This is a genomic window from Bradyrhizobium sp. AZCC 1588, from assembly GCF_036924735.1.
Classification (GTDB): Bacteria; Pseudomonadota; Alphaproteobacteria; order Rhizobiales; family Xanthobacteraceae; genus Bradyrhizobium.
In genome coordinates, this window is record NZ_JAZHSC010000001.1 from 6,699,006 (window position 1) to 6,716,426 (window position 17,421).

At 63.4% G+C, this 17,421-nt stretch carries 18 protein-coding genes; 8 read left to right on the forward strand and 10 right to left on the reverse strand.

Translation table 11 applies throughout. The features are described 5' to 3' along the window. Nucleotides 1-124: 124 nt before the first annotated feature. Nucleotides 125-1,450 (reverse strand): 30S ribosomal protein S12 methylthiotransferase RimO, encoded by a 1,326-nt coding sequence (rimO, locus tag V1277_RS31235; protein WP_334419565.1) that lies wholly within the window; start codon nt 1,448-1,450, stop codon nt 125-127. A gap of 113 nt (nt 1,451-1,563) precedes the next feature. Between rimO and V1277_RS31240 the strand changes: the two genes are divergently transcribed. The 5 genes from V1277_RS31240 (at nt 1,564) to V1277_RS31260 (ending at nt 7,428) form a co-directional block, all read left to right on the forward strand. Further along, nucleotides 1,564-2,154 (forward strand): ANTAR domain-containing response regulator, encoded by a 591-nt coding sequence (locus tag V1277_RS31240; protein ID WP_028346026.1) that lies wholly within the window; start codon nt 1,564-1,566, stop codon nt 2,152-2,154. Further along, nucleotides 2,151-3,317, forward strand: coding sequence for a CmpA/NrtA family ABC transporter substrate-binding protein (locus V1277_RS31245; protein WP_334419566.1), 1,167 nt, complete (start codon nt 2,151-2,153; stop codon nt 3,315-3,317). The genes V1277_RS31240 and V1277_RS31245 overlap by 4 nt, the downstream gene beginning before the upstream one ends. Nucleotides 3,318-3,667: 350 nt before the next feature. Then, nucleotides 3,668-5,494 (forward strand): NirA family protein, encoded by a 1,827-nt coding sequence (locus V1277_RS31250; protein ID WP_334419567.1) that lies wholly within the window; start codon nt 3,668-3,670, stop codon nt 5,492-5,494. After that, a complete protein-coding gene (locus V1277_RS31255) occupies nt 5,491-7,095 on the forward strand; it encodes a sulfite reductase subunit alpha (RefSeq protein WP_334419568.1) in 1,605 nt (534 codons plus the stop codon). The genes V1277_RS31250 and V1277_RS31255 overlap by 4 nt, the downstream gene beginning before the upstream one ends. Before the next feature lie 180 nt (nt 7,096-7,275). Next, nucleotides 7,276-7,428, forward strand: a complete 153-nt coding sequence (locus V1277_RS31260; protein WP_334375328.1) for a hypothetical protein — start codon at nt 7,276-7,278, stop codon at nt 7,426-7,428. A 58-nt stretch (nt 7,429-7,486) separates the two neighbouring features. Here V1277_RS31260 and V1277_RS31265 read toward each other — a convergent pair whose 3' ends face one another. From V1277_RS31265 to pxpB, 3 genes are read right to left on the reverse strand one after another with little or no spacing between them, the layout of a single operon-like run. Next, nucleotides 7,487-8,260, reverse strand: a complete 774-nt coding sequence (locus tag V1277_RS31265) for a LamB/YcsF family protein (RefSeq protein ID WP_334419569.1) — start codon at nt 8,258-8,260, stop codon at nt 7,487-7,489. Between the two features lie 34 nt (nt 8,261-8,294). After that, nucleotides 8,295-9,347 carry a biotin-dependent carboxyltransferase family protein gene (locus V1277_RS31270; RefSeq protein WP_334419570.1) on the reverse strand — a complete coding sequence of 351 codons (1,053 nt, stop codon included), beginning with the start codon at nt 9,345-9,347 and terminating at the stop codon, nt 8,295-8,297. Then, nucleotides 9,344-10,075 (reverse strand): 5-oxoprolinase subunit PxpB, encoded by a 732-nt coding sequence (gene pxpB / locus V1277_RS31275; RefSeq protein ID WP_334419571.1) that lies wholly within the window; start codon nt 10,073-10,075, stop codon nt 9,344-9,346. The genes V1277_RS31270 and pxpB overlap by 4 nt, the downstream gene beginning before the upstream one ends. Before the next feature lie 226 nt (nt 10,076-10,301). Between pxpB and V1277_RS31280 the strand changes: the two genes are divergently transcribed. Next, nucleotides 10,302-11,000, forward strand: coding sequence for a ribonuclease activity regulator RraA (locus V1277_RS31280; RefSeq protein WP_334375332.1), 699 nt, complete (start codon nt 10,302-10,304; stop codon nt 10,998-11,000). A gap of 23 nt (nt 11,001-11,023) precedes the next feature. After that, nucleotides 11,024-11,428, forward strand: a complete 405-nt coding sequence (locus V1277_RS31285; protein ID WP_334419572.1) for a (R)-mandelonitrile lyase — start codon at nt 11,024-11,026, stop codon at nt 11,426-11,428. Nucleotides 11,429-11,440: 12 nt separating this feature from the next. Here the strand turns inward: V1277_RS31285 and V1277_RS31290 are convergent, their stop codons facing one another. The 3 genes from V1277_RS31290 to V1277_RS31300 form a co-directional block, all read right to left on the reverse strand. Further along, a complete protein-coding gene (locus tag V1277_RS31290; protein WP_334419573.1) occupies nt 11,441-11,794 on the reverse strand; it encodes a hypothetical protein in 354 nt (117 codons plus the stop codon). A 140-nt stretch (nt 11,795-11,934) separates the two neighbouring features. Next, nucleotides 11,935-12,789, reverse strand: coding sequence for a DUF2147 domain-containing protein (locus tag V1277_RS31295; RefSeq protein ID WP_334419574.1), 855 nt, complete (start codon nt 12,787-12,789; stop codon nt 11,935-11,937). Between the two features lie 194 nt (nt 12,790-12,983). Beyond that, nucleotides 12,984-13,760: a transporter substrate-binding domain-containing protein gene (locus V1277_RS31300; RefSeq protein WP_334419575.1), complete on the reverse strand. Its 777-nt coding sequence runs from the start codon at nt 13,758-13,760 to the stop codon at nt 12,984-12,986. A gap of 96 nt (nt 13,761-13,856) precedes the next feature. Between V1277_RS31300 and V1277_RS31305 the strand changes: the two genes are divergently transcribed. Further along, nucleotides 13,857-14,369 (forward strand): DUF1993 domain-containing protein, encoded by a 513-nt coding sequence (locus V1277_RS31305; RefSeq protein WP_334375337.1) that lies wholly within the window; start codon nt 13,857-13,859, stop codon nt 14,367-14,369. Between the two features lie 21 nt (nt 14,370-14,390). On the opposite strand, the gene V1277_RS31310 is transcribed toward V1277_RS31305, so the two are convergent. The 3 genes from V1277_RS31310 to V1277_RS31320 all read right to left on the reverse strand — a co-directional run bounded on the left by V1277_RS31310 (nt 14,391) and on the right by V1277_RS31320 (nt 17,414). Further along, entirely contained in the window at nt 14,391-14,816 is a 426-nt protein-coding gene (locus tag V1277_RS31310) for a hypothetical protein (RefSeq protein ID WP_334419576.1), read from the reverse strand. A gap of 117 nt (nt 14,817-14,933) precedes the next feature. Continuing rightward, the gene (locus V1277_RS31315) at nt 14,934-16,358 is read right to left on the reverse strand and encodes an amidase (protein WP_334419577.1); all 1,425 of its coding nucleotides are present in this window, start codon (nt 16,356-16,358) and stop codon (nt 14,934-14,936) included. Between the two features lie 66 nt (nt 16,359-16,424). Then, nucleotides 16,425-17,414 (reverse strand): hydroxyacid dehydrogenase, encoded by a 990-nt coding sequence (locus tag V1277_RS31320; RefSeq protein WP_334419579.1) that lies wholly within the window; start codon nt 17,412-17,414, stop codon nt 16,425-16,427. Nucleotides 17,415-17,421: the final 7 nt, after the last annotated feature.

A 17,421-nucleotide genomic window follows, 5' to 3' on the forward strand; every position in this document is an offset into this window, starting at 1 on the left:
ACGGCGCGACCCATCATCGTCGACAGAGCGACGACGCAGGCAGGCGCGGCGGTTGGTCCGGTTCAGTTTCATGGCGATGGCCCATACAGCCGAACGGTGCGCCATGTCAAGCCGCGTCCGGTGTTCAGAACCCCGCGACGCTGCCGTGCAGGTCATACTGATCCGACCGCTCGATCTTCGCGGTGACGAGCTCGCCGACCTTCAGCGGGCGGCGGCTGGAAAGATAGACCGCGCCGTCGATCTGCGGCGCGTCGGCCTTTGAGCGGCCCTTTGCGACCGTCGGCCCGACTTCGTCGACGATGATCTGCTGCCTAGTGCCGACCTTGCGTTTCAGACGGCGCGCGGAGATTTTCTGCTGCCGCGCCATCAGCGCGTTCCAGCGCTCCTGCTTCACCTCATCAGGCACGGCATTGCCGATCGCATTCGAGGCTGCGCCCGCGACCGGCTCGTATTTGAAGCAGCCGAGACGATCGATCTCGGCTTCTTCGAGCCAGTCGAGCAGATAGGCGAAGTCGGAATCGGTCTCGCCGGGGAAGCCGACGATGAAGGTCGAGCGCAGCGTGAGTTCAGGACATTCCTCGCGCCACTTCTTGATCCGCGCCAACGTCTTTTCCTGTGCGGCGGGGCGCTTCATGGCTTTCAGGACCTCCGGGCTCGCATGCTGGAAGGGAATATCGAGATAGGGCAGAATCTTGCCCTCGGTCATCAGCCCGATGACTTCGTCGACATGCGGGTAGGGATAGACATATTGCAGCCGCACCCAGGCGCCGAGTTCGCCGAGTTCCTTGGCGAGATCGAAGAATTTGGCGCGGACCTGGCGGTCCTTCCAGGGGCTTTCGGAATACTTCACGTCGACGCCATAGGCCGACGTGTCTTGCGAGATAACCAGCAATTCCTTGACGCCGGCTGCGACGAGCCTTTCCGCCTCGCGCAGCACGTCGTTGGCCGGACGCGACACCAGGTCGCCGCGCAGTTTTGGGATGATGCAGAAACTGCAGCGGTTGTTGCAGCCTTCGGAAATCTTCAAATAGGCGTAGTGGCGCGGCGTTAGCTTGACGCCCTGCGGCGGTACCAGATCGAGATGCGGGTTATGGATGGGCGGCAGGGCCCGGTGCACGGCCTCCAGCACGCTCTCATATTGCTGGGGGCCCGATATCGAGAGCACGCCCGGATAGGCGGCCTCGATCTGCTCGGGTTCCGCGCCCATGCAGCCGGTGACGATGACCTTGCCGTTCTCCGCCATTGCCTCGCCGATGGCGCCAAGCGATTCCTGCTTGGCGCTGTCGAGGAAGCCGCAGGTGTTGACGATCACGATGTCGGCGCCGTCATGCTTGCGGGCCAATTCATAACCTTCGGCGCGCAGCCGCGTGATGATGCGCTCGGAATCCACCAGCGCTTTGGGGCACCCAAGCGAAACAAAGCTGACTTTGGGCGCAGCGGCCTGTTGCATATCTAAATCTGCCTGATTGATGAGCACGAACTAGTCCCAATTGCTCACAATTACAAGGCTTTGCGCCAGCTTCTGACGTGCTATGGATGCCCGGCCGGGGTATGAGTTGATCGATGAGCGCTGAGTCGTCGCCGAAAATCGTCATTGTCGACGAAAGTCCGATCCGGGCCGCAATCCTGGAAGAGGGGTTGCGGGAGGCGGGCTTTACCGGCGTTGTGCATATCAGCGAAATGCAGAGCCTTTTGGCGCGGATCTATGCGCTCGACCCCGACGTCATCCTGATCGACCTGGAAAACCCCAGCCGCGACGTTCTGGAACAGATGTTCCAGGTCAGCCGCGCGGTACGGCGGCCGATTGCCATGTTCGTCGACCAGAGCGATGCGGCCTCGATCCAGGCCTCCGTCGATGCCGGCGTTTCCGCCTATATCGTGGACGGCCTGAAGAAAGAACGGATCAAGCCGATCCTCGACCTCTGCATTTCCCGCTTCAACGCCTTCTCCAAGCTGCAGGACGAACTCGACCGCACCAAGTCGGCGCTCGAGGAGCGCAAGGTGATCGACCGCGCCAAGGGAATCCTGATGAAGGTGAAGGGCCTCACCGAAGAGGAGGCCTATGTGCTGATGCGCTCCACCGCGATGCGCGAGAAGAAGAAAATCGGCGAGATCGCGCAGTCGATCCTGACCGCGTCGGAGCTGCTGAAATGACGACACCGCTGCATATCGGCTTCATTCCCCTGGTCGACGCGGCCGCGCTGATCATCGCCGTCGACAAGGGCTTTACGGCGGCCGAAGGGCTCGATGTCACGCTGGTGCGTGAAGTGTCGTGGTCCAACGTCCGCGACAAGCTCAATATCGGCATGTTCGACGCGGCGCATCTGCTGGCGCCGGTAGCGATCGCCTCGAGCCTGGGCTTGGGCCACGTCAAGGTGCCGATCGTGGCGCCATTCAATCTGGGCCTCAATGGCAACGCGATCACGGTATCGCCGGCGCTGCATGCCGCGATCCTGAGCGAGATCGACGGTGACCCGCTCGATCCCATGGCCACGGCACTGGCGCTCGCCCGCGTCGTTGCCGCCAGGCGCAAGAGCGGCGCGGAACCGCTGACGTTCGGCATGACGTTCCCGTTCTCTACCCATAACTACCAGCTCCGGTTCTGGATGGCGGCGGGCGGGGTCGATCCCGATGAGGATGTTCGCCTCGTGGTGCTGCCGCCGCCCTACATGGTGGACAGCCTCGCCAATGGCCATGTCGATGCGTTCTGCGTCGGCGCGCCCTGGAACTCGGTCGCGGTCGATCTCGGCGTCGGCCACATCCTGCATTTCGTCTCCGATATTTTGGTGCGCGCGGCCGAAAAGGTTCTCGCGGTCAGGCAAAGCTGGTCGGAAAAGAATCCGAACGCGCTGGCTGCGCTGATCCGGGCGGCTGCCCACGCCGCCGAATACATCGAGGAGCCCGGAAACCGCGCCGAGACCGCCGATGTCCTGGCGCGGCCCGACCGGCTTGGCGTCGGCGCCGAGGTGATCCAACGCACCCTCGACGGCCGACTGAAGATTTCACCGGACGGCCAGCGGCGCGAGAGCGGCCGCTATCTGCTGGTCGGGCGCGAAGGGGCGGGCCGGCCCGATCCGGCGCAGGCCGCCTGGCTTTACGCCCAAATGGTACGCTGGGGACAGACGGAGATGCGGCCCGATGCGCTGAAGACCGCCATGGCGGTCTTCAGGCCCGAACTCTACGACGCCGCCATGGGACGTCCGGGGGCGGCTCCCAACGCGCCTGGTGCCATCGGCGCCTTTGCCGGCCCCGCATTCGACCCCGCTGATATCGCCGGGCATCTGGCGGCTTTCAAGATTGGGCATTGGAAGCCGTAAGCCGGTCGATTGAAGCAATATTAGGCAACCACACAGGTCGCCCAGTTCTTAGGCAGAATGCTCAGAAAGCAACTATGAAGCTTGCTTCATAGTTTCGAGCTCCTCATCGGAACAGATTGAAATTTCAAGACATTCGTCGCGACGCCATCTGGCACGCAACTTGTATGTTGCAGTGCGGTCAGCTCGTCGCAGATGCCTGCTGACCGACGTCCAAGATGGATTTCCGCAGCAACGAAGCTGGTCGGACTGCATACCAGAATCACGGCTCGGCACCACGCCGGGCCGATCTCCTGGGCGGTCCATCCCATTCGTTGACGCCACCAATCGTGGCCGCAGGAGCTTCGTCGCGCATGAAAATCGAGCCGATCACAGTCGACTTTACCGACGAACAGAAGCGCTACCTGGAAGGCTTTACCGCAGGCTTGCAGATCAGCCGGGTCGGGCGCGGCCTCGGTAACGCGGGAAAGGCGAATGCCGAACCGACGGGGCCGGATGCCGCCCATATCAAGGCGCAGGACAAGGTCACGGCCGCCGGCAAGAAGCTCGCCGATCAGGAGAAGTTCAAGCGCGAGGAGCATCCGTTCGATGCCTATCCGCGGCTGAAGCAGCAGGCGCTCGACAACGCGCCGCCGAACCCCGCAGATAATTTCCGCTGGCGTTATTACGGCCTGTTCTACGTCGCGCCGGCGCAGGATTCCTACATGTGCCGCTTAAGGATTCCGAACGGCATCCTGAAGCACTGGCAGTTTGCGGGACTGGCTGATCTCGCCGAGCGGCTGTGCGGGCCGTTCTGCCACGTCACCACGCGGGCGAATCTGCAGGTGCGCGAAATTCCGCCCAAGCATGCGGTGGCCCTGATCGAGGGCATCCAGGATCTCGGCCTGTGTTCGCGCGGTACCGGCGCAGACAACATTCGCAACGTCACGGGCACGCCGACGGCGGGGATCGACCCGCAGGAACTGATCGATACCCGCGAATATGCCCGCGAGTGGCACTATCACATCCTCAACGATCGCTCACTGTATGGCTTGCCGCGCAAGTTCAATGTCGCCTTTGATGGCGCCGGCAAGATCGCCGTGCTGGAAGACACCAACGACATTGCGTTCACCGCGGTCGAGGTGAAGGACGGCTTTGGTGCCGAGCCCGGCATCTGGTTTCGCTTGGGGATCGGCGGCATCACGGGTCACAAGGATTTTGCCAAGTATAGCGACATCATCGTGAAGCCCGCCGATGCCACCAGGGTGGCGGACGCCATCGTGCGCATCTTCATCGAACTCGGCGACCGCACCAACCGCAACAAGGCGCGGCTGAAATATGTGCTCGATGGGATGGGGCACGAAAAATTCCACGCGCTGGTCGAGGAGCGGCTCGGCAAACCCTTCACCCGCGTGCGGCCGGAAACGCTCGCGCCGCGGCCGGCCTCGGACCGCACGGCGCATATCGGCGTGCACAGGCAGAAACAGGTGGGGCTGAACTGGATCGGCGTGTCGCTGCCGCTCGGTAAGGTCACCTGCGAGCAGATGCGGGGGCTGGCCAAAATCGCGCAGGATCTTGGCGACGGCGATATCCGCCTGACGGTGTGGCAGAACCTGCTGATTCCGGGCGTGCGCGACGAGAATGTCCAGCTTGCAATCGCCGCGATCAAGGCGATCGGGCTTGCGGTCGAGGCTTCGCAAATTCGGGCCGGCCTGATCGCCTGCACCGGCAATGCCGGCTGCCGATTTGCGGCGGCGAATACCAAGCGCCATGCCGCCGAAATCGGCGACTGGTGCGAGCCACGCGTCAACATCGAGACGCCGATCAACATCCACGTCACCGGCTGCCATCATTCCTGCGCGCAGCATTACATCAGCGACATCGGCCTGATCGCGGCGAAGGTGGACGTTGGCGAGGATGCCGATCCCGTCGAGGGCTATCATCTCTTCACTGGCGGCGGCTTCGGTCCCGAAGCCGATGTCGGGCAGGAGGTCTATCGCGACGTCAAGGCCGAGGATGCGCCGAAGACGGTCGAGAAACTGCTGAAGGCCTATCTCAGGCACCGCGCATCATCAGATGAAACGTTCCTGACATTTGCGCGCCGCCATGACGGCGAGACGCTGCGCAAGCTGGCCGATGCCCAAGTCACTGACACTCAAGTCACTGACGCTCAAGTCACTGACGCTCAGGTGTCCTCATGAATCAGATCACGCCTCCACCCAAGGTCGAGATCATTCCCTCGAACGCGCCATTCTCGGAAGCGCAGCGCTCCTGGCTGAACGGGTTCTTTGCCGGGCTCCTGTCCGATGCGACGCCGTTGTCGGCCGAACAAGGCGCTGAAGTCATGCAGGGTGCGGCCGGCGATGGCGATGACGGCGAAGCGCCGTGGCACGACCAGACCATGCCGATTGCCGAACGGATGAAGCTGGCCGAAGGCCGGCCATTGCGGCGGCGGATGATGGCGGCAATGGCACAGCAGGACTGCGGTCAGTGCGGTTACGACTGCCACAATTATTCGGAAGCGATTGCGAACAAGAGCGAAGCGCGACTCAACCTCTGCGTCCCCGGCGGCAAGGAAACCGCGCGGATGCTGAAGTCGCTCTATGAGGAGATCGACAAGGCGCCGGCTACGCCGTCATCGGCGCCTGCGGCAGCGGCGGCTGCGGTTGTGCCGACGGCTCCAGGCGAACCTGGCCGCTCGCGCGACTATCCCGCAAACGCAAAGTTCCTGTCGCGGCGACTGCTTAACGGCAAGGGCTCGGAGAAGGAGACCTGGCATATCGAGTTCGATCTCTCCGGATGTGGCCTCGACTATGTCGTGGGCGATTCGTTCGGCATCTTCGCGCGCAACGACATTGGCCTCGTCGACCAGATCATCGCGCTCCTGGGCGCATCGCATACGACGGAGGTGAGGGGAAAGACGCTGCGTGAAGTATTGCGCGACGACGTCTCACTCTCGCCGGCGCCGGATTCACTGTTCGAGTTGATCTCGTATCTGACCGGCGGCGCGCTGCGCGAAAAGGCGCGTGCGCTGGCGCAGGGCGAGGATCCCGATGGCGACGCGGCAACGCTCGACGTCATGGCGGTATTGCAGAAATTCTCCCGCATCCGTCCGCATCCCGAGGCCTTTGTCGAGGCGCTGGAGCCGTTGCAACCGCGGCTTTACTCGATCTCGTCGTCGCACAATGCGACGCCCGGAAAGCTGTCGCTGACGGTGGACTGCGTGCGCTATGTGGTCAACAAGCGTCGCCGTTTGGGGCTGGCCTCGACATTCCTTGCCGAGCGCATCAGTCCCGGCGACGAGGTCAAGGTCTACGTACAGAAGGCCCATGGCTTCGCGCTGCCGCAAGACCCGAAGACGCCAATCATCATGGTCGGCCCTGGGACGGGTATCGCGCCGTTCCGCGCCTTCCTGCTCGATCGCCGCGCCACCGGCGCCCCCGGCAAGAACTGGCTGTTCTTTGGCCATCAGCGCAGCGATTGCGATTTCTTCTATGCCGACGAACTCAATGCGATGAAGACCTCGGGCCTCTTGACGCGGTTGTCGCTGGCGTGGTCGCGCGACGGCGAGAAGAAATTTTACGTGCAGGACCGCATGCGCGAGGTTGGACGCGAGGTATGGACCTGGCTTGCCGAAGGCGCCCATGTCTACATCTGCGGCGATGCCAAGCGGATGGCCAAGGACGTCGAGCGCGCGCTGGTTGACATTGTCGCCCAATTCGGCGCCCGAACCACCGACGAGGCCGTCAGCTTCGTCGGGGAACTCAAGAGAAAGGGCCGGTTCCAGCAGGACGTTTACTAATTCGGGTGCCAAATCCACTCAAATCGGCCCGAATAAAATTCTCGCTCTGGTCGGGAAGAAGGGAAATTTCCCCTCGAAACGGAGCGCGCCGGAGCGCCCCTATCGCTATTTCGGCGGATATCTTGCATCCGGCCGCGATCGATATTCCATATGCACTCCATGCTGCGTTGGAGATCGACCATGCGCGAACTATCGGCGGAAGCCCGCCTGCACCTTTACGCACGCTCAGTGGCCCGCCGTTCCGGCACCGGCTTTCATACCGCCGCGCTCTACAGCGCGTTCGCGCTCATTGCCGCCATCGTGTTCGGCACGCTGTCGGTCCATCCGTTCTAGGCGCTTTTTTTTGACGCGTTTTCTTCACGCGAACCGGATTCCACTTCGCTTGAAAACGCTACGGCTGCGCCGTCTTGAACGGCGCGACCGTAATCCCGGCATCCTTCAAGGCCTGACGCACGCCGCGTGCGATGTCGACTGCACCCGGCGTGTCGCCATGAATGCACACGGTGTCGGTGCGCATCTTGATCACCTTGCCGGTGACTGACACCACCGCGCCGTCCTGCACCATCCGCACTACGCGATCGGCGATTTGTTTCGCATCATGCAGCACGGCGCCGGGCTTCTTGCGCGACACCAGCGAGCCATTGTCTTCATAGGCGCGGTCGGCGAATACCTCGTGCACCATCGGCAAATTGGCGGCCTCACCCGCCTGCACCAGCTTGGAATTGGCGAGCACCACGAAAATCAGATTGGGGTCGACCGCCTTGATGCCGTTGGCGATTGCTTTCGCCGTCATGTCGTCCTCGCAGGCGACGTTGGAGAGCGCGCCATGCGCCTTGACATGGGTGACCTTGTAACCGGCCGCGGTCGCAATCGCCTGCAGCGCGCCGATCTGGTAGGCGATGAGGTTCTCGATCTCCGAAGACTTCAAGCCCGGGATCGGCCGCCGACCGAAGCCGTGCAGGTCGCGATATCCAGGGTGCGCGCCGACACTGACGCCGCGCGCTTTCGCCAGTTCGACCGTACGGCGCATGATGTCGGGATCGCCCGCATGAAAACCGCAGGCGACGTTCACCGACGTCGCAAGCTCGATCATCGCGGCGTCATTGCCCATTTCCCACGCGCCAAATCCTTCGCCGAGATCGCAATTGAGGTCGATGGTTGTCATGTTGTCCGTCCGCTTCTCGTGAGTGGATTGGTGGTCAGTCCGGGCCCGCTACGTCGGCCCAAGATACGGCATGCCAGGTTCCGGCATCGACCGCGCTGACGGCGTGCCCCGCGACATTGGCATCGTGCAGCGCGTCGATGTTGAGATCAACGCTTTCGATTGCGCGCAGCCGCTCGGGCAGGGTGCGCAACAGTTCCGCAAACTTGCGCGCTTCCGCCTGCGCTTCCGCCATGCTGATGGCGCGAAAGCGAAAGGCGTGCCCGGCGGGGATCTGCGCCAACCGCCCGAGATCGGCCGAAATCACGGTTGCGATCTTGGGATAGCCGCCGCTGGTGCCGCGATCCGGCATCAGCACGATCGGCTGGCCGTTGCCGGGCACCTGCAGGCTACCGTTGACGGTGCCGTCGGAGACGATGTTGTGGCCGTGGAGGTGCTTGAGGGTGGGGCCCTCAAGCCGGTAACCCATGCGGTCGCTGGTCGCCGATATCTTCCATTCGCTGTCGACGAACAGTTTTTTGGTCTCATCAGTGAATTCGTCGTCCTGTGGACCCCAGACTATGCGGATCGGCGCGCCGGTTGCCGCCGGCAATTCGATCCGCCGTTCCGCCGCGCCTGCGGCGGCCTTCGCCGGTAGCTCGTCGCCGGCCTGCAGTGGGCGAGGATAGGGGCTGCCGAGGCCTGCGCGGGCATTGACGGCCAGGCTGCCGAACATCGGCTCGCCGATAATGCCGCCTTCAATCGCGAGATAGCTGAACGCGCCGCCGCGGGCAAAGCCGAGCGTCAGCGTCTCGCCATCGGCGATGGTTGCGGATGTATCCGATGCCACGGCGCGGCCGGCGATATCGGCATTGCGCGGGGCGCCCGTCAGCGCGACGCGCACCGCGCCGCGCGCGGTAAATTTCGCGCCGAACGGACCGACTTCGACGGCCGCCGTGAACGGCTCATTGCCAACCAGCGTATTCGCTGCCGCCAGCGCCAGCCGATCCATTGCGCCGCTCGGCACCAGGCCGTAGCGCTGGGCGCCGGGACGTCCGCCGTCCTGTACCGAACTCGCCGGGCCGATCGATGCAATGACGAGCTTGCTCATGAGGCGATCTGCTCGGCAATGAATTCGCCGGCTTCGGCGGCGCGATCCTGCTCCGCAAAAGTCTTGGCATCGACCGGCGTGAAGGTGACGTTGTCGCCCGGCTCCAGCAGAAAGATCGGATCGCGGTGAAGCTGGTAGGTGCGGACCGCCGTCCGTCCGAGAAGATGCCAGCCGCTCGGGCCGGCGAGGCATTGCACTCCGGTTTGCACCCCTCCGATCGAGATCGTGCCGGCCGGTGTCAGCAAACGCGGATTTTGCCGCCGCGGCATATGGAGAGAGTCCGCAAGCCCGCTGAGATAGGACCAGCCGGGCGTAAAGCCGATCATGGCGACCCGGTAGTCGCCGGCGACGTGCCGCGCCACGATCTCCTCAGGCGTCGTGTTCAGGGTTTTTGCCACGTCCTCGAGGTCGATGCCGTGCTCGCCGCCATAAACCACGGGAATGCGCCAGCGCCGGGTTTTGGTCGTTGCCGGTACCGGGAGCTGCGCGAGCGTGAGAATCTTTTCGCCAAGCTTGTCGAAATCGATCTGGACCGGGTCGTAGTGGACCAGCAGCGAGCGATAGGTCGGCACAGTCTCGGTGACGCCTGCGATGGGCTCAGCAGCCAGCGCGCGGTCGAGCGCCAGCACCCGCCGGTTGGCGGCATCGTCGATGTTGCGGCTGAATTCCACCGTGATGGCACTGTCGCCACTCGGCAACAGGCGGGGCGGAGGTAACGGTGCGGCCATGGCCTCTAAACTGTCTCGCAGCTCTCGTGCTAGCCTCAACCTGTAGCGTGTTTTGGTCGCGAGTGGAATTCGCATCGCGCGAAATCCGCCAGCAAGTTCAATAAATTAATCTGCAGTCCGACGATAAGATGTTATGATCGCGCTTCTTTCCACGAGACCTTGACGCGGTACAAGCGCTTCGCAAGATGCGCTACCTTTCACCTATCCTCCGGAGCCCGCATTCCAGATGTCCCTGTCCCCCGAAGCCATCGCGACCCTGTCCGGCGTCTCGACCGCCACCATCACCACCGTGCTGCTCAAGAAGGGCCTGCGAAACGTCTGGATGCGCGGCACCAAGCCGCTGCGGCCGGGGCAGCCGCGGCTGGTCGGACCGGCCTTTACGCTGCGCTTCGTGCCCGCGCGCGAAGACCTCGCCACGCCAGAATCCTGGTCCTCGCCGATTTCGACCCGTACCGCGATTGAAGCCATGCCGAAAGGCTGCATCGCTGTGGTCGATGCCATGGGCGTCTCCGATGCCGGCATCTTCGGCGACATCCTCTGCGCCCGCATGATCAAGCGCGGCGTTGCGGCGCTGATCACCGATGGCGTGGTGCGCGACGTCGAAGGCGTGCTCGGCACCAATCTCCCGGTCTGGTGCGACGGTTTCGCCGCGCCGCCTTCCGTGGCGGGGCTTACCTTCGTGGGCTGGGGCGAGCCGATCGGCTGCGGCGGAGTCGCGGTATTCCCGAACGACATCGTCGTCGCCGACCAGGACGGCGCCGTGCTGATCCCGCAGGCCTTGCTCGACCACGTGCTGGCCGAAGGGCCGGAACAGGAACGGATGGAAGCCTGGATCGTCAACGAGGTGAATAACGGCGCGGCATTGCCCGGCCTCTATCCGATGAACGCAGAGACCAAGGCGCGCTACGCCGCGACGAAGAAATAACTTCAACAGGCAGAGGCAACTCCATGGAAATCCATCTCGCGGGCTCCCGGCCGACGCGCCGGGCGCCGACTGAATATTTCACCGGCACGGTGCTGCAGGATCCGATCATCCAGACCGAGGCGCCGGCACGGTTGGCCTCGACGCGTGTCTCCTTTGAGCCTGGCGCGCGCACGGCGTGGCATACGCATCCGCTGGGTCAGACGCTCTATGTTATCTCGGGGGTCGGTCGGGTGCAGGCCAAGGGCGGTCCGATCAGGGAAATTCGTCCCGGCGATGTCGTCTGGATTCCGCCCGGCGAGAAACACTGGCATGGCGCTTCGCCGACCAACGCCATGATCCACATCGCCATGCAGGAAGCGCTCGACGGCAGCTACGTCACCTGGATGGAGCACGTGACCGACGCGGAGTACGCCGAGAAGGTCGGCTGACCGCTGGTTGCTTCATATCCGCTGCGCAGTCCAGGTGCCGGAGCACAGGGCCGCGCGCCATGTGCCCGATCCTGACGTGCCCGTGAGAACGCCGGAGCCGACGGCGCGCTTCATGCCGCTCGCAAGGATCACGCGGATGGCGCCGGCCTCGGCGACGCGGCCGGAGGCCGTGACAGCCGCGTTGTGGGAGGCGATCTGACCATTGTTGATGCCGATCGAGACTGACGCGCCGCTGCTGCAGGCGGCATTCGACGATGTGATCTGCACATTCCAGTCGCCGTCGAACGTTGCGGCTGCGGATGGCGTCGCAAAGCCCAGTGCAGCAAGCAGCGAAACGGCGACCACGGATTTCCGACACTTTACCATGACGTGCCCCTTTGATTTGGACCCGATCACGATCTCACAGCGGTTCCATGACGACTGTGATTGCCATCACGCGTCAATATCCATGAAAAAGCCCCGCGTCGCGGCGGGGCTTCGGTCGAATGCGCAGCAGCGCCTGCGGGTCAGTTGACGCGGGTCCAGGTCTGGCCGCCGCAGAACATGCCGCCGAAGGCGCAGCCCTGAACGCGCAGGCTGTCGGTGCCCTTGAGGGCGATCGTCGAATCGTAGGTGCTGCCGGTGTTCGGATCGAAAATTCGGCCGCTCCACTTGTCCTTGCCGGGCTTCATGTTGATCAAGACCTGCTCGCCGTTCTGGTTCGACTTCTTGTCGACGGAATAGCCGCAGAGATTGGGGCCGCACGGTTCGATCCGCACCTTGCCTTCCTTCTCCTCGGTCAGCCAAATGCCGAGCGGTGAGTTCGCAGGCGGCGCCGCCGAATCTGCCGGAGCCGCGGCCTGTTTCTGTTGCGGCGGCGGTGGCGCCGGCGCAGCAACGGGAGCTGGTGCTGGCGGGACTGCCGGCGCGGCGTTCTGTGGCACTGGGGGAGCAGCGGGCGCTGCCGCCGCAGGCGCGGGGGCGTCAGTCGGCGCAACGGCTGTCGTCTTGCTCGACGGCGCTGCCGTTGCCGCGGCGGGAGCGGCCGGAGCAGGGGCAGCAGGTGCCGGCGCAGTCGCAGGGGCAGCCGCTTGCTCCGCTGGTGCCGGCGCGGCCGGCGCTGGCGCAGTCTCGGGGGTGGCCTGCGGGGCGGTCTTTGCCTGCTGCGGAGCCTTCCTGGTCGGACGATCAAGATCGCCTTCCTCGCCACGCGCGCGTTTGGTCTTCTTGCCGGTATTGTCGTAGACGCCCGGAATGGAAACGGTGCCGCGATCGGGATCGATCGTAATGGTGCGGCCGCCATACTCGAAAGTGTACTGCGCCTGCGCAGCGGTGACGGTGCCAGCCAGCAAGAGCGCGGCGATAGCGAGGCACTTCTTCATTATAACGACCTCCTGAACAGGGAATCCGGATTCCCGCAGCTACTACGCAGCGGCAGCTTCACTCAACGTGATCCAGATCACTTTCGAACTATAAGTCGTGTACTAGCGGCTTTGGTTCAATTCGACCGCGGCAGTCTAAATTGCGCCCAAAGGACGGTCAATTTCCTCAGAAAACGCGCTTGTCCACCCGAGAATCAATCGAACCAGGCGGCATAAATTTTCCTGAAGCTTCCGTCCTGGATAGCGATGTGCAGCCATTGATCGACAAAGGCCTTCAGCACCATGTCGCGCTGCAGCCAATAGGCCTTCTCGGCGAAGTCGAACGGTTTTTCCGGATGCACCGCGCAGAGCACGCCAGGATGCTGCTTCTGCTGGTAGCGGGTCTCCGAAGCGTCCGTCATCATCAGGTCGGCATTGCCCTTGGCGATCTCCTCGAAAATCGTGACGTTGTCGTTCCAGACCTTGATCTCGGCGTTCTTGATGTTCGCCTTGGCGAAGCGCTCGTTGGTGCCGCCGGGGTTGACGATGACGCGGGTGCCGGCCTTGTCGATATCGGCGATGGTCTCATACTTGCCTTGGTCGGCGCAGCGCGCGATCGGCGTCTTGCCCTCACGCATGATCGGGGTCGAGAACATTCCCTTTTTCTGCCGGTCGAGCGTGATCGAGACGCCGCCCATCGCGATATCGAAATTGTCGGCTTCGAAATCCTTCATGAGCTGCGGCCACGCCGTCTGAACGAATTCGACCTTGACGCCGAGCGCCTTGCCCAGCGCTTCCGCCATGTCTACGTCGAAGCCGCGGAATTTTGACGTCGCCTTGTCGAGATAGGTGAACGGCAAATAGTCGCCGGTCATGCCGACCCGCAGCGTGCCGCGCTTGATGATGTCGTCGAGGCGGGAATTCGCCGGCTGAGCGTGGGCGACAACGGTCCACACGACAGCCATTGCAAGACTAACGAACACTCGAAGCATCAGGTCTTCTCCGCCGGCAAATTAAATGACACTCTGAATCGATGGCGCCGATTTAAACCAGATATCCGCGTGGTGCCAGCCGGAGAAATTGCAATCGTGACCATCTCGCTCTACGAGGCTTCCGTCGGCGTGTTCGTGCCGTATCTCGGAAATCTGTCCGGTCTTCTCGACAAGGCCGGCGCCCATGCTGAAGCCCGAAACATCGATCCCGCCGTCCTTCTGAACATGCGGCTCTCACCCACCATGTACAGCCTGAAGCAGCAGGTAGCAGAGGCCAATCGGCACGCGGTCGTTGCCTGCGCGTTGCTGGCCGGCCTTGCGCCTCTCGGATTTTCGGACGCCGAGCCCGACATTGCGGAGCTCAAGTCGCGGATATCGGAGGCGATCGACTTCCTGCAGGATTTGCCGCGCGCCGAGATCGAAGCCGCGGCCGACAGGGAAGTCGCCTTCACGTTCAAGAACGGGACGCAGCGGAAATTCACCGGAAAATCGCTGCTGCTGACGTTCAGCGTTCCGCAGTTCTTCTTTCATGTGACGACGGCCTACGACATCCTGCGCCATGCCGGTGTCGATTTGGCCAAGAAGGATTTTTTGGGGCCGCCGAGATAGGCGTTAAACAACGCCGCAAGGCTACGCCTCTCCGTTGTCCTTGCGGGCCAGATTGGCGGCGGCGCTACGCCCGGTCATCTCGCTCTTCAATTGCTCGAAGCGGCGGCGCGCGTCGCTTTCGCGATCGTCCACCATCTGGATCGCGGTTTCCCTCGACATCGGCCCGGTCACGATCGGCGTGGAATTCTCTCCGATGGTCTCGTCGACATAGTAATCGCCATTGTCGAGGCGGACCGTCCATTTGAAACGGATCGCGGTCATCGGGCCGGGCCCGAACTTGCAGTAGCCGTGAGCCTCGATGGGCGGCGGAGATGTGGGGATGGGCGGAGGGGCCACCGGCATCTGCGCCGCGACCGTGGGCTTTTCGGGTTCGCGACGGCTTTCCGGCGGGTCGAGGATGCTGGCGATGGTCGCCAGGGCGTTGTCGGTCGGGTCGCTTTGGGTCACGATTCAGCCTCCGGATCGAGCCCGTTTGCGGAATCAGTATCCGTCGCCGCCCAAGGCCCTTTCCTTGCTTCCGAATAAAGCTGGACTTTGTCAATCCGTGGCTTTTTTGGGGCGCAGCTAAGCACGCACCGGCGGTAATCTGTTCTTCCAGGGCCGGACCTGTTCGAGCTGGCCGGCTAGCCGGAGCAGGGTGGCCTCGTCGCCGAACCTGGCCGAAAACATCATGCCAAGCGGCAATCCGGCCTTGTTCCAGGCCAGCGGCACCGACATGGCCGGCTGCCCGGACATGTTGAACATGGAGGTGCCGGGCATGTAGCGGCGTAGGATCGGGGCAACGTGCGACAGATCGTTTGACATCGTGTTGAGTTCGCCGATGCGCAGCGGCGGCGCGCATAACGTCGGGCACAGGAAGACGTCGCAGCTCTCGAAGAAGGTGGCCAGCGAGCGGGAAATTTGGAAGGCGGCGAGTTGAGCGGCGACATAGTCGGTCGCCGAGGTCCTCTTCGCGTTGCGCGAATGCGCCAGCGTCAGTATCTCGAGATCATTGTCCGTCATCTCTCGCCCGAGCCGCTGCTCGATCAAACGAACCGTCAGTGCGGTGTTGCCGCCGACGATAGTGGTCATGACCGCGGCTGGATCGGCGGCAAGTGCTGGCGCCTGTTCCTCGACGTGGTGGCCGAGCCCCGCCAGAAGGCTTGCGACCTCACGCACGGCTGCCGCGATTTCCGGATCGATGGCATCGCCATACGGCGATTTATCGGTGAACGAGATACGAAGCTTGCCCGGGTCGCGGCCGACTTCCTGCGAAAACGGCCGCTCTGGTGGCGGCGCGAAATAGGGGCTCGACGACTCCGGCCCGTGAATCGCGTCCATCATCACCGCGCTGTCGCGCACGCTGATGCTCACGACATGGCCACAGGAGAATCCGCCCCAGCCTTCGCCGCGATCAGGGCCGAGCGGATTGCGCGCCCGGGTCGGCTTCAGGCCGAACACGCCGGAGGCGGAGGCGGGGATGCGGATCGAGCCGCCGCCATCGCTGGCGTGCGCGACCGGGAGGATACGGGCCGCAACGGCCGCCGCCGCGCCGCCGGATGACCCGCCGGAAGAATGCTCTAGATTCCAGGGATTGCGGGTCGGCCCGAACAGGCGCGACTCCGTCGTCGGCATCAGGCCGAATTCGGGACTGGAACTCTTGCCGAAGATGGATACGCCGGTATCGAGGAAACGCCGCGCCAGCGTCCCGGTGTGGTCAGCCACGAAATCCTTCAGGACGGTGGCGCCTGAGGTCGTACGCGTCCCCTCCAGGAGGTCGAGGTCCTTCAGCAGAAATGGCACGCCGGTAAAGGGACCGTCGGGCAGACCGTGTTCGATCTGACGATCGGCATACTCGTAATGCTTGACGACCACCGCGTTGATCTGGGGATCGACCTTTGCCGTGCGGGCGATGGCCTCATCGAGCAATTCCTTGGCCGAGACCTCGTTCTTGCGAACCAGTTCGGCAAGGCCGACCGCGTCGTAATCGCCGTATTCCTTGAAGGCCATGCACACACCTCGCTTGCCGGCCGGGCCGATAGACCGGCCATGCCTGGGGCTATTTACTGAGGACGATTAGCCGAGCACGTCCTGATTGATCACGTTCTGGCGCAAGGGATCGCCGTCCAATACGCTCAGAATGTTGCGGGCGGTCTGTTCGCTCATCCGGTCCACGGCTTCCACCGTGACGCCGGCGACATGCGGTGCCATGATGACGTTCGGCAGGGCGAGCAACGCCTGACCGGCCGGCGGTGGCTCCTGCTCGAAAACGTCGAGGCCCGCGCCGGCAAGCTTGCCGGACACCAGCGCGGCGTGCAGTGCGGCCTCGTCGACGATTCCACCGCGCGCCGTGTTGATCAGATAGGCAGACGGCTGCATCCGCTTCAGCCTGTCGGCATTGAACATGCCGACAGTCTCCGGGTTCTTGGGGCAATGGATGCTGACGAAGTCGGCACGCGGCAGCGCCGCGTTGAGGTCGGCGACCGCTTCGCAACCGGCGGCCTTGATGTCGGCGGGGGGCTTATAGGGGTCGAAAACCAGGACGTTCATTTCCATCGCGAGGCAGCGCTTGGCGGTGCGCGTACCGATGCGCCCGAAACCGACGATCAGAACAGTCTTGCCGAAGAGGTCGTAGGGCAGCATCCCGAGCCTATCAGCCCATTTGTCGTCCCTGACCAGCGAATGCATTTCCGTTGCGCGCTTGGCGAGCGTGAGCATCATGAACAGCGCGTGTTCGGCAACCGACGGCGAATTGGCGGTGCCGGCCACCATCAGCGGCACCTTGCGGCGGCTCAGCGCGGGGACGTCGACGGCGTCGAACCCGACGCCGATCCGCGTCACCACCAGCATGTCTTTCGAGGCTTCGAGCTCGGGCTCACCGAAGCGGGTGGCGCCAAGGGCGACGCCATGAACCGGCGCGTGCTCCTTCAGCTTGGCTTCGAAATCCTTCTGCGAAATCATGTTGGGAAATTCGACGAGTTCGATGTCGTCTCGCGCGTGAAGTACCGCTCTTCCCTGCTGCGACATCGATTCCGTGATGAAGATTTTCTTCTTGTTGGTAGCCATTTCCTGC

Bases quoted from the DNA above. Each gene is read 5' to 3' on its own strand.
- rimO (WP_334419565.1), bottom strand. From the start codon at position 1,450: ATGCAACAGGCCGCTGCGCCCAAAGTCAGCTTTGTTTCGCTTGGGTGC.
- V1277_RS31240 (WP_028346026.1), top strand. From the start codon at position 1,564: ATGAGCGCTGAGTCGTCGCCGAAAATCGTCATTGTCGACGAAAGTCCG.
- V1277_RS31245 (WP_334419566.1), top strand. From the start codon at position 2,151: ATGACGACACCGCTGCATATCGGCTTCATTCCCCTGGTCGACGCGGCC.
- V1277_RS31250 (WP_334419567.1), top strand. From the start codon at position 3,668: ATGAAAATCGAGCCGATCACAGTCGACTTTACCGACGAACAGAAGCGC.
- V1277_RS31255 (WP_334419568.1), top strand. From the start codon at position 5,491: ATGAATCAGATCACGCCTCCACCCAAGGTCGAGATCATTCCCTCGAAC.
- V1277_RS31260 (WP_334375328.1), top strand. From the start codon at position 7,276: ATGCGCGAACTATCGGCGGAAGCCCGCCTGCACCTTTACGCACGCTCA.
- V1277_RS31265 (WP_334419569.1), bottom strand. From the start codon at position 8,260: ATGACAACCATCGACCTCAATTGCGATCTCGGCGAAGGATTTGGCGCG.
- V1277_RS31270 (WP_334419570.1), bottom strand. From the start codon at position 9,347: ATGAGCAAGCTCGTCATTGCATCGATCGGCCCGGCGAGTTCGGTACAG.
- pxpB (WP_334419571.1), bottom strand. From the start codon at position 10,075: ATGGCCGCACCGTTACCTCCGCCCCGCCTGTTGCCGAGTGGCGACAGT.
- V1277_RS31280 (WP_334375332.1), top strand. From the start codon at position 10,302: ATGTCCCTGTCCCCCGAAGCCATCGCGACCCTGTCCGGCGTCTCGACC.
- V1277_RS31285 (WP_334419572.1), top strand. From the start codon at position 11,024: ATGGAAATCCATCTCGCGGGCTCCCGGCCGACGCGCCGGGCGCCGACT.
- V1277_RS31290 (WP_334419573.1), bottom strand. From the start codon at position 11,794: ATGGTAAAGTGTCGGAAATCCGTGGTCGCCGTTTCGCTGCTTGCTGCA.
- V1277_RS31295 (WP_334419574.1), bottom strand. From the start codon at position 12,789: ATGAAGAAGTGCCTCGCTATCGCCGCGCTCTTGCTGGCTGGCACCGTC.
- V1277_RS31300 (WP_334419575.1), bottom strand. From the start codon at position 13,760: ATGCTTCGAGTGTTCGTTAGTCTTGCAATGGCTGTCGTGTGGACCGTT.
- V1277_RS31315 (WP_334419577.1), bottom strand. From the start codon at position 16,358: ATGGCCTTCAAGGAATACGGCGATTACGACGCGGTCGGCCTTGCCGAA.
- V1277_RS31320 (WP_334419579.1), bottom strand. From the start codon at position 17,414: ATGGCTACCAACAAGAAGAAAATCTTCATCACGGAATCGATGTCGCAG.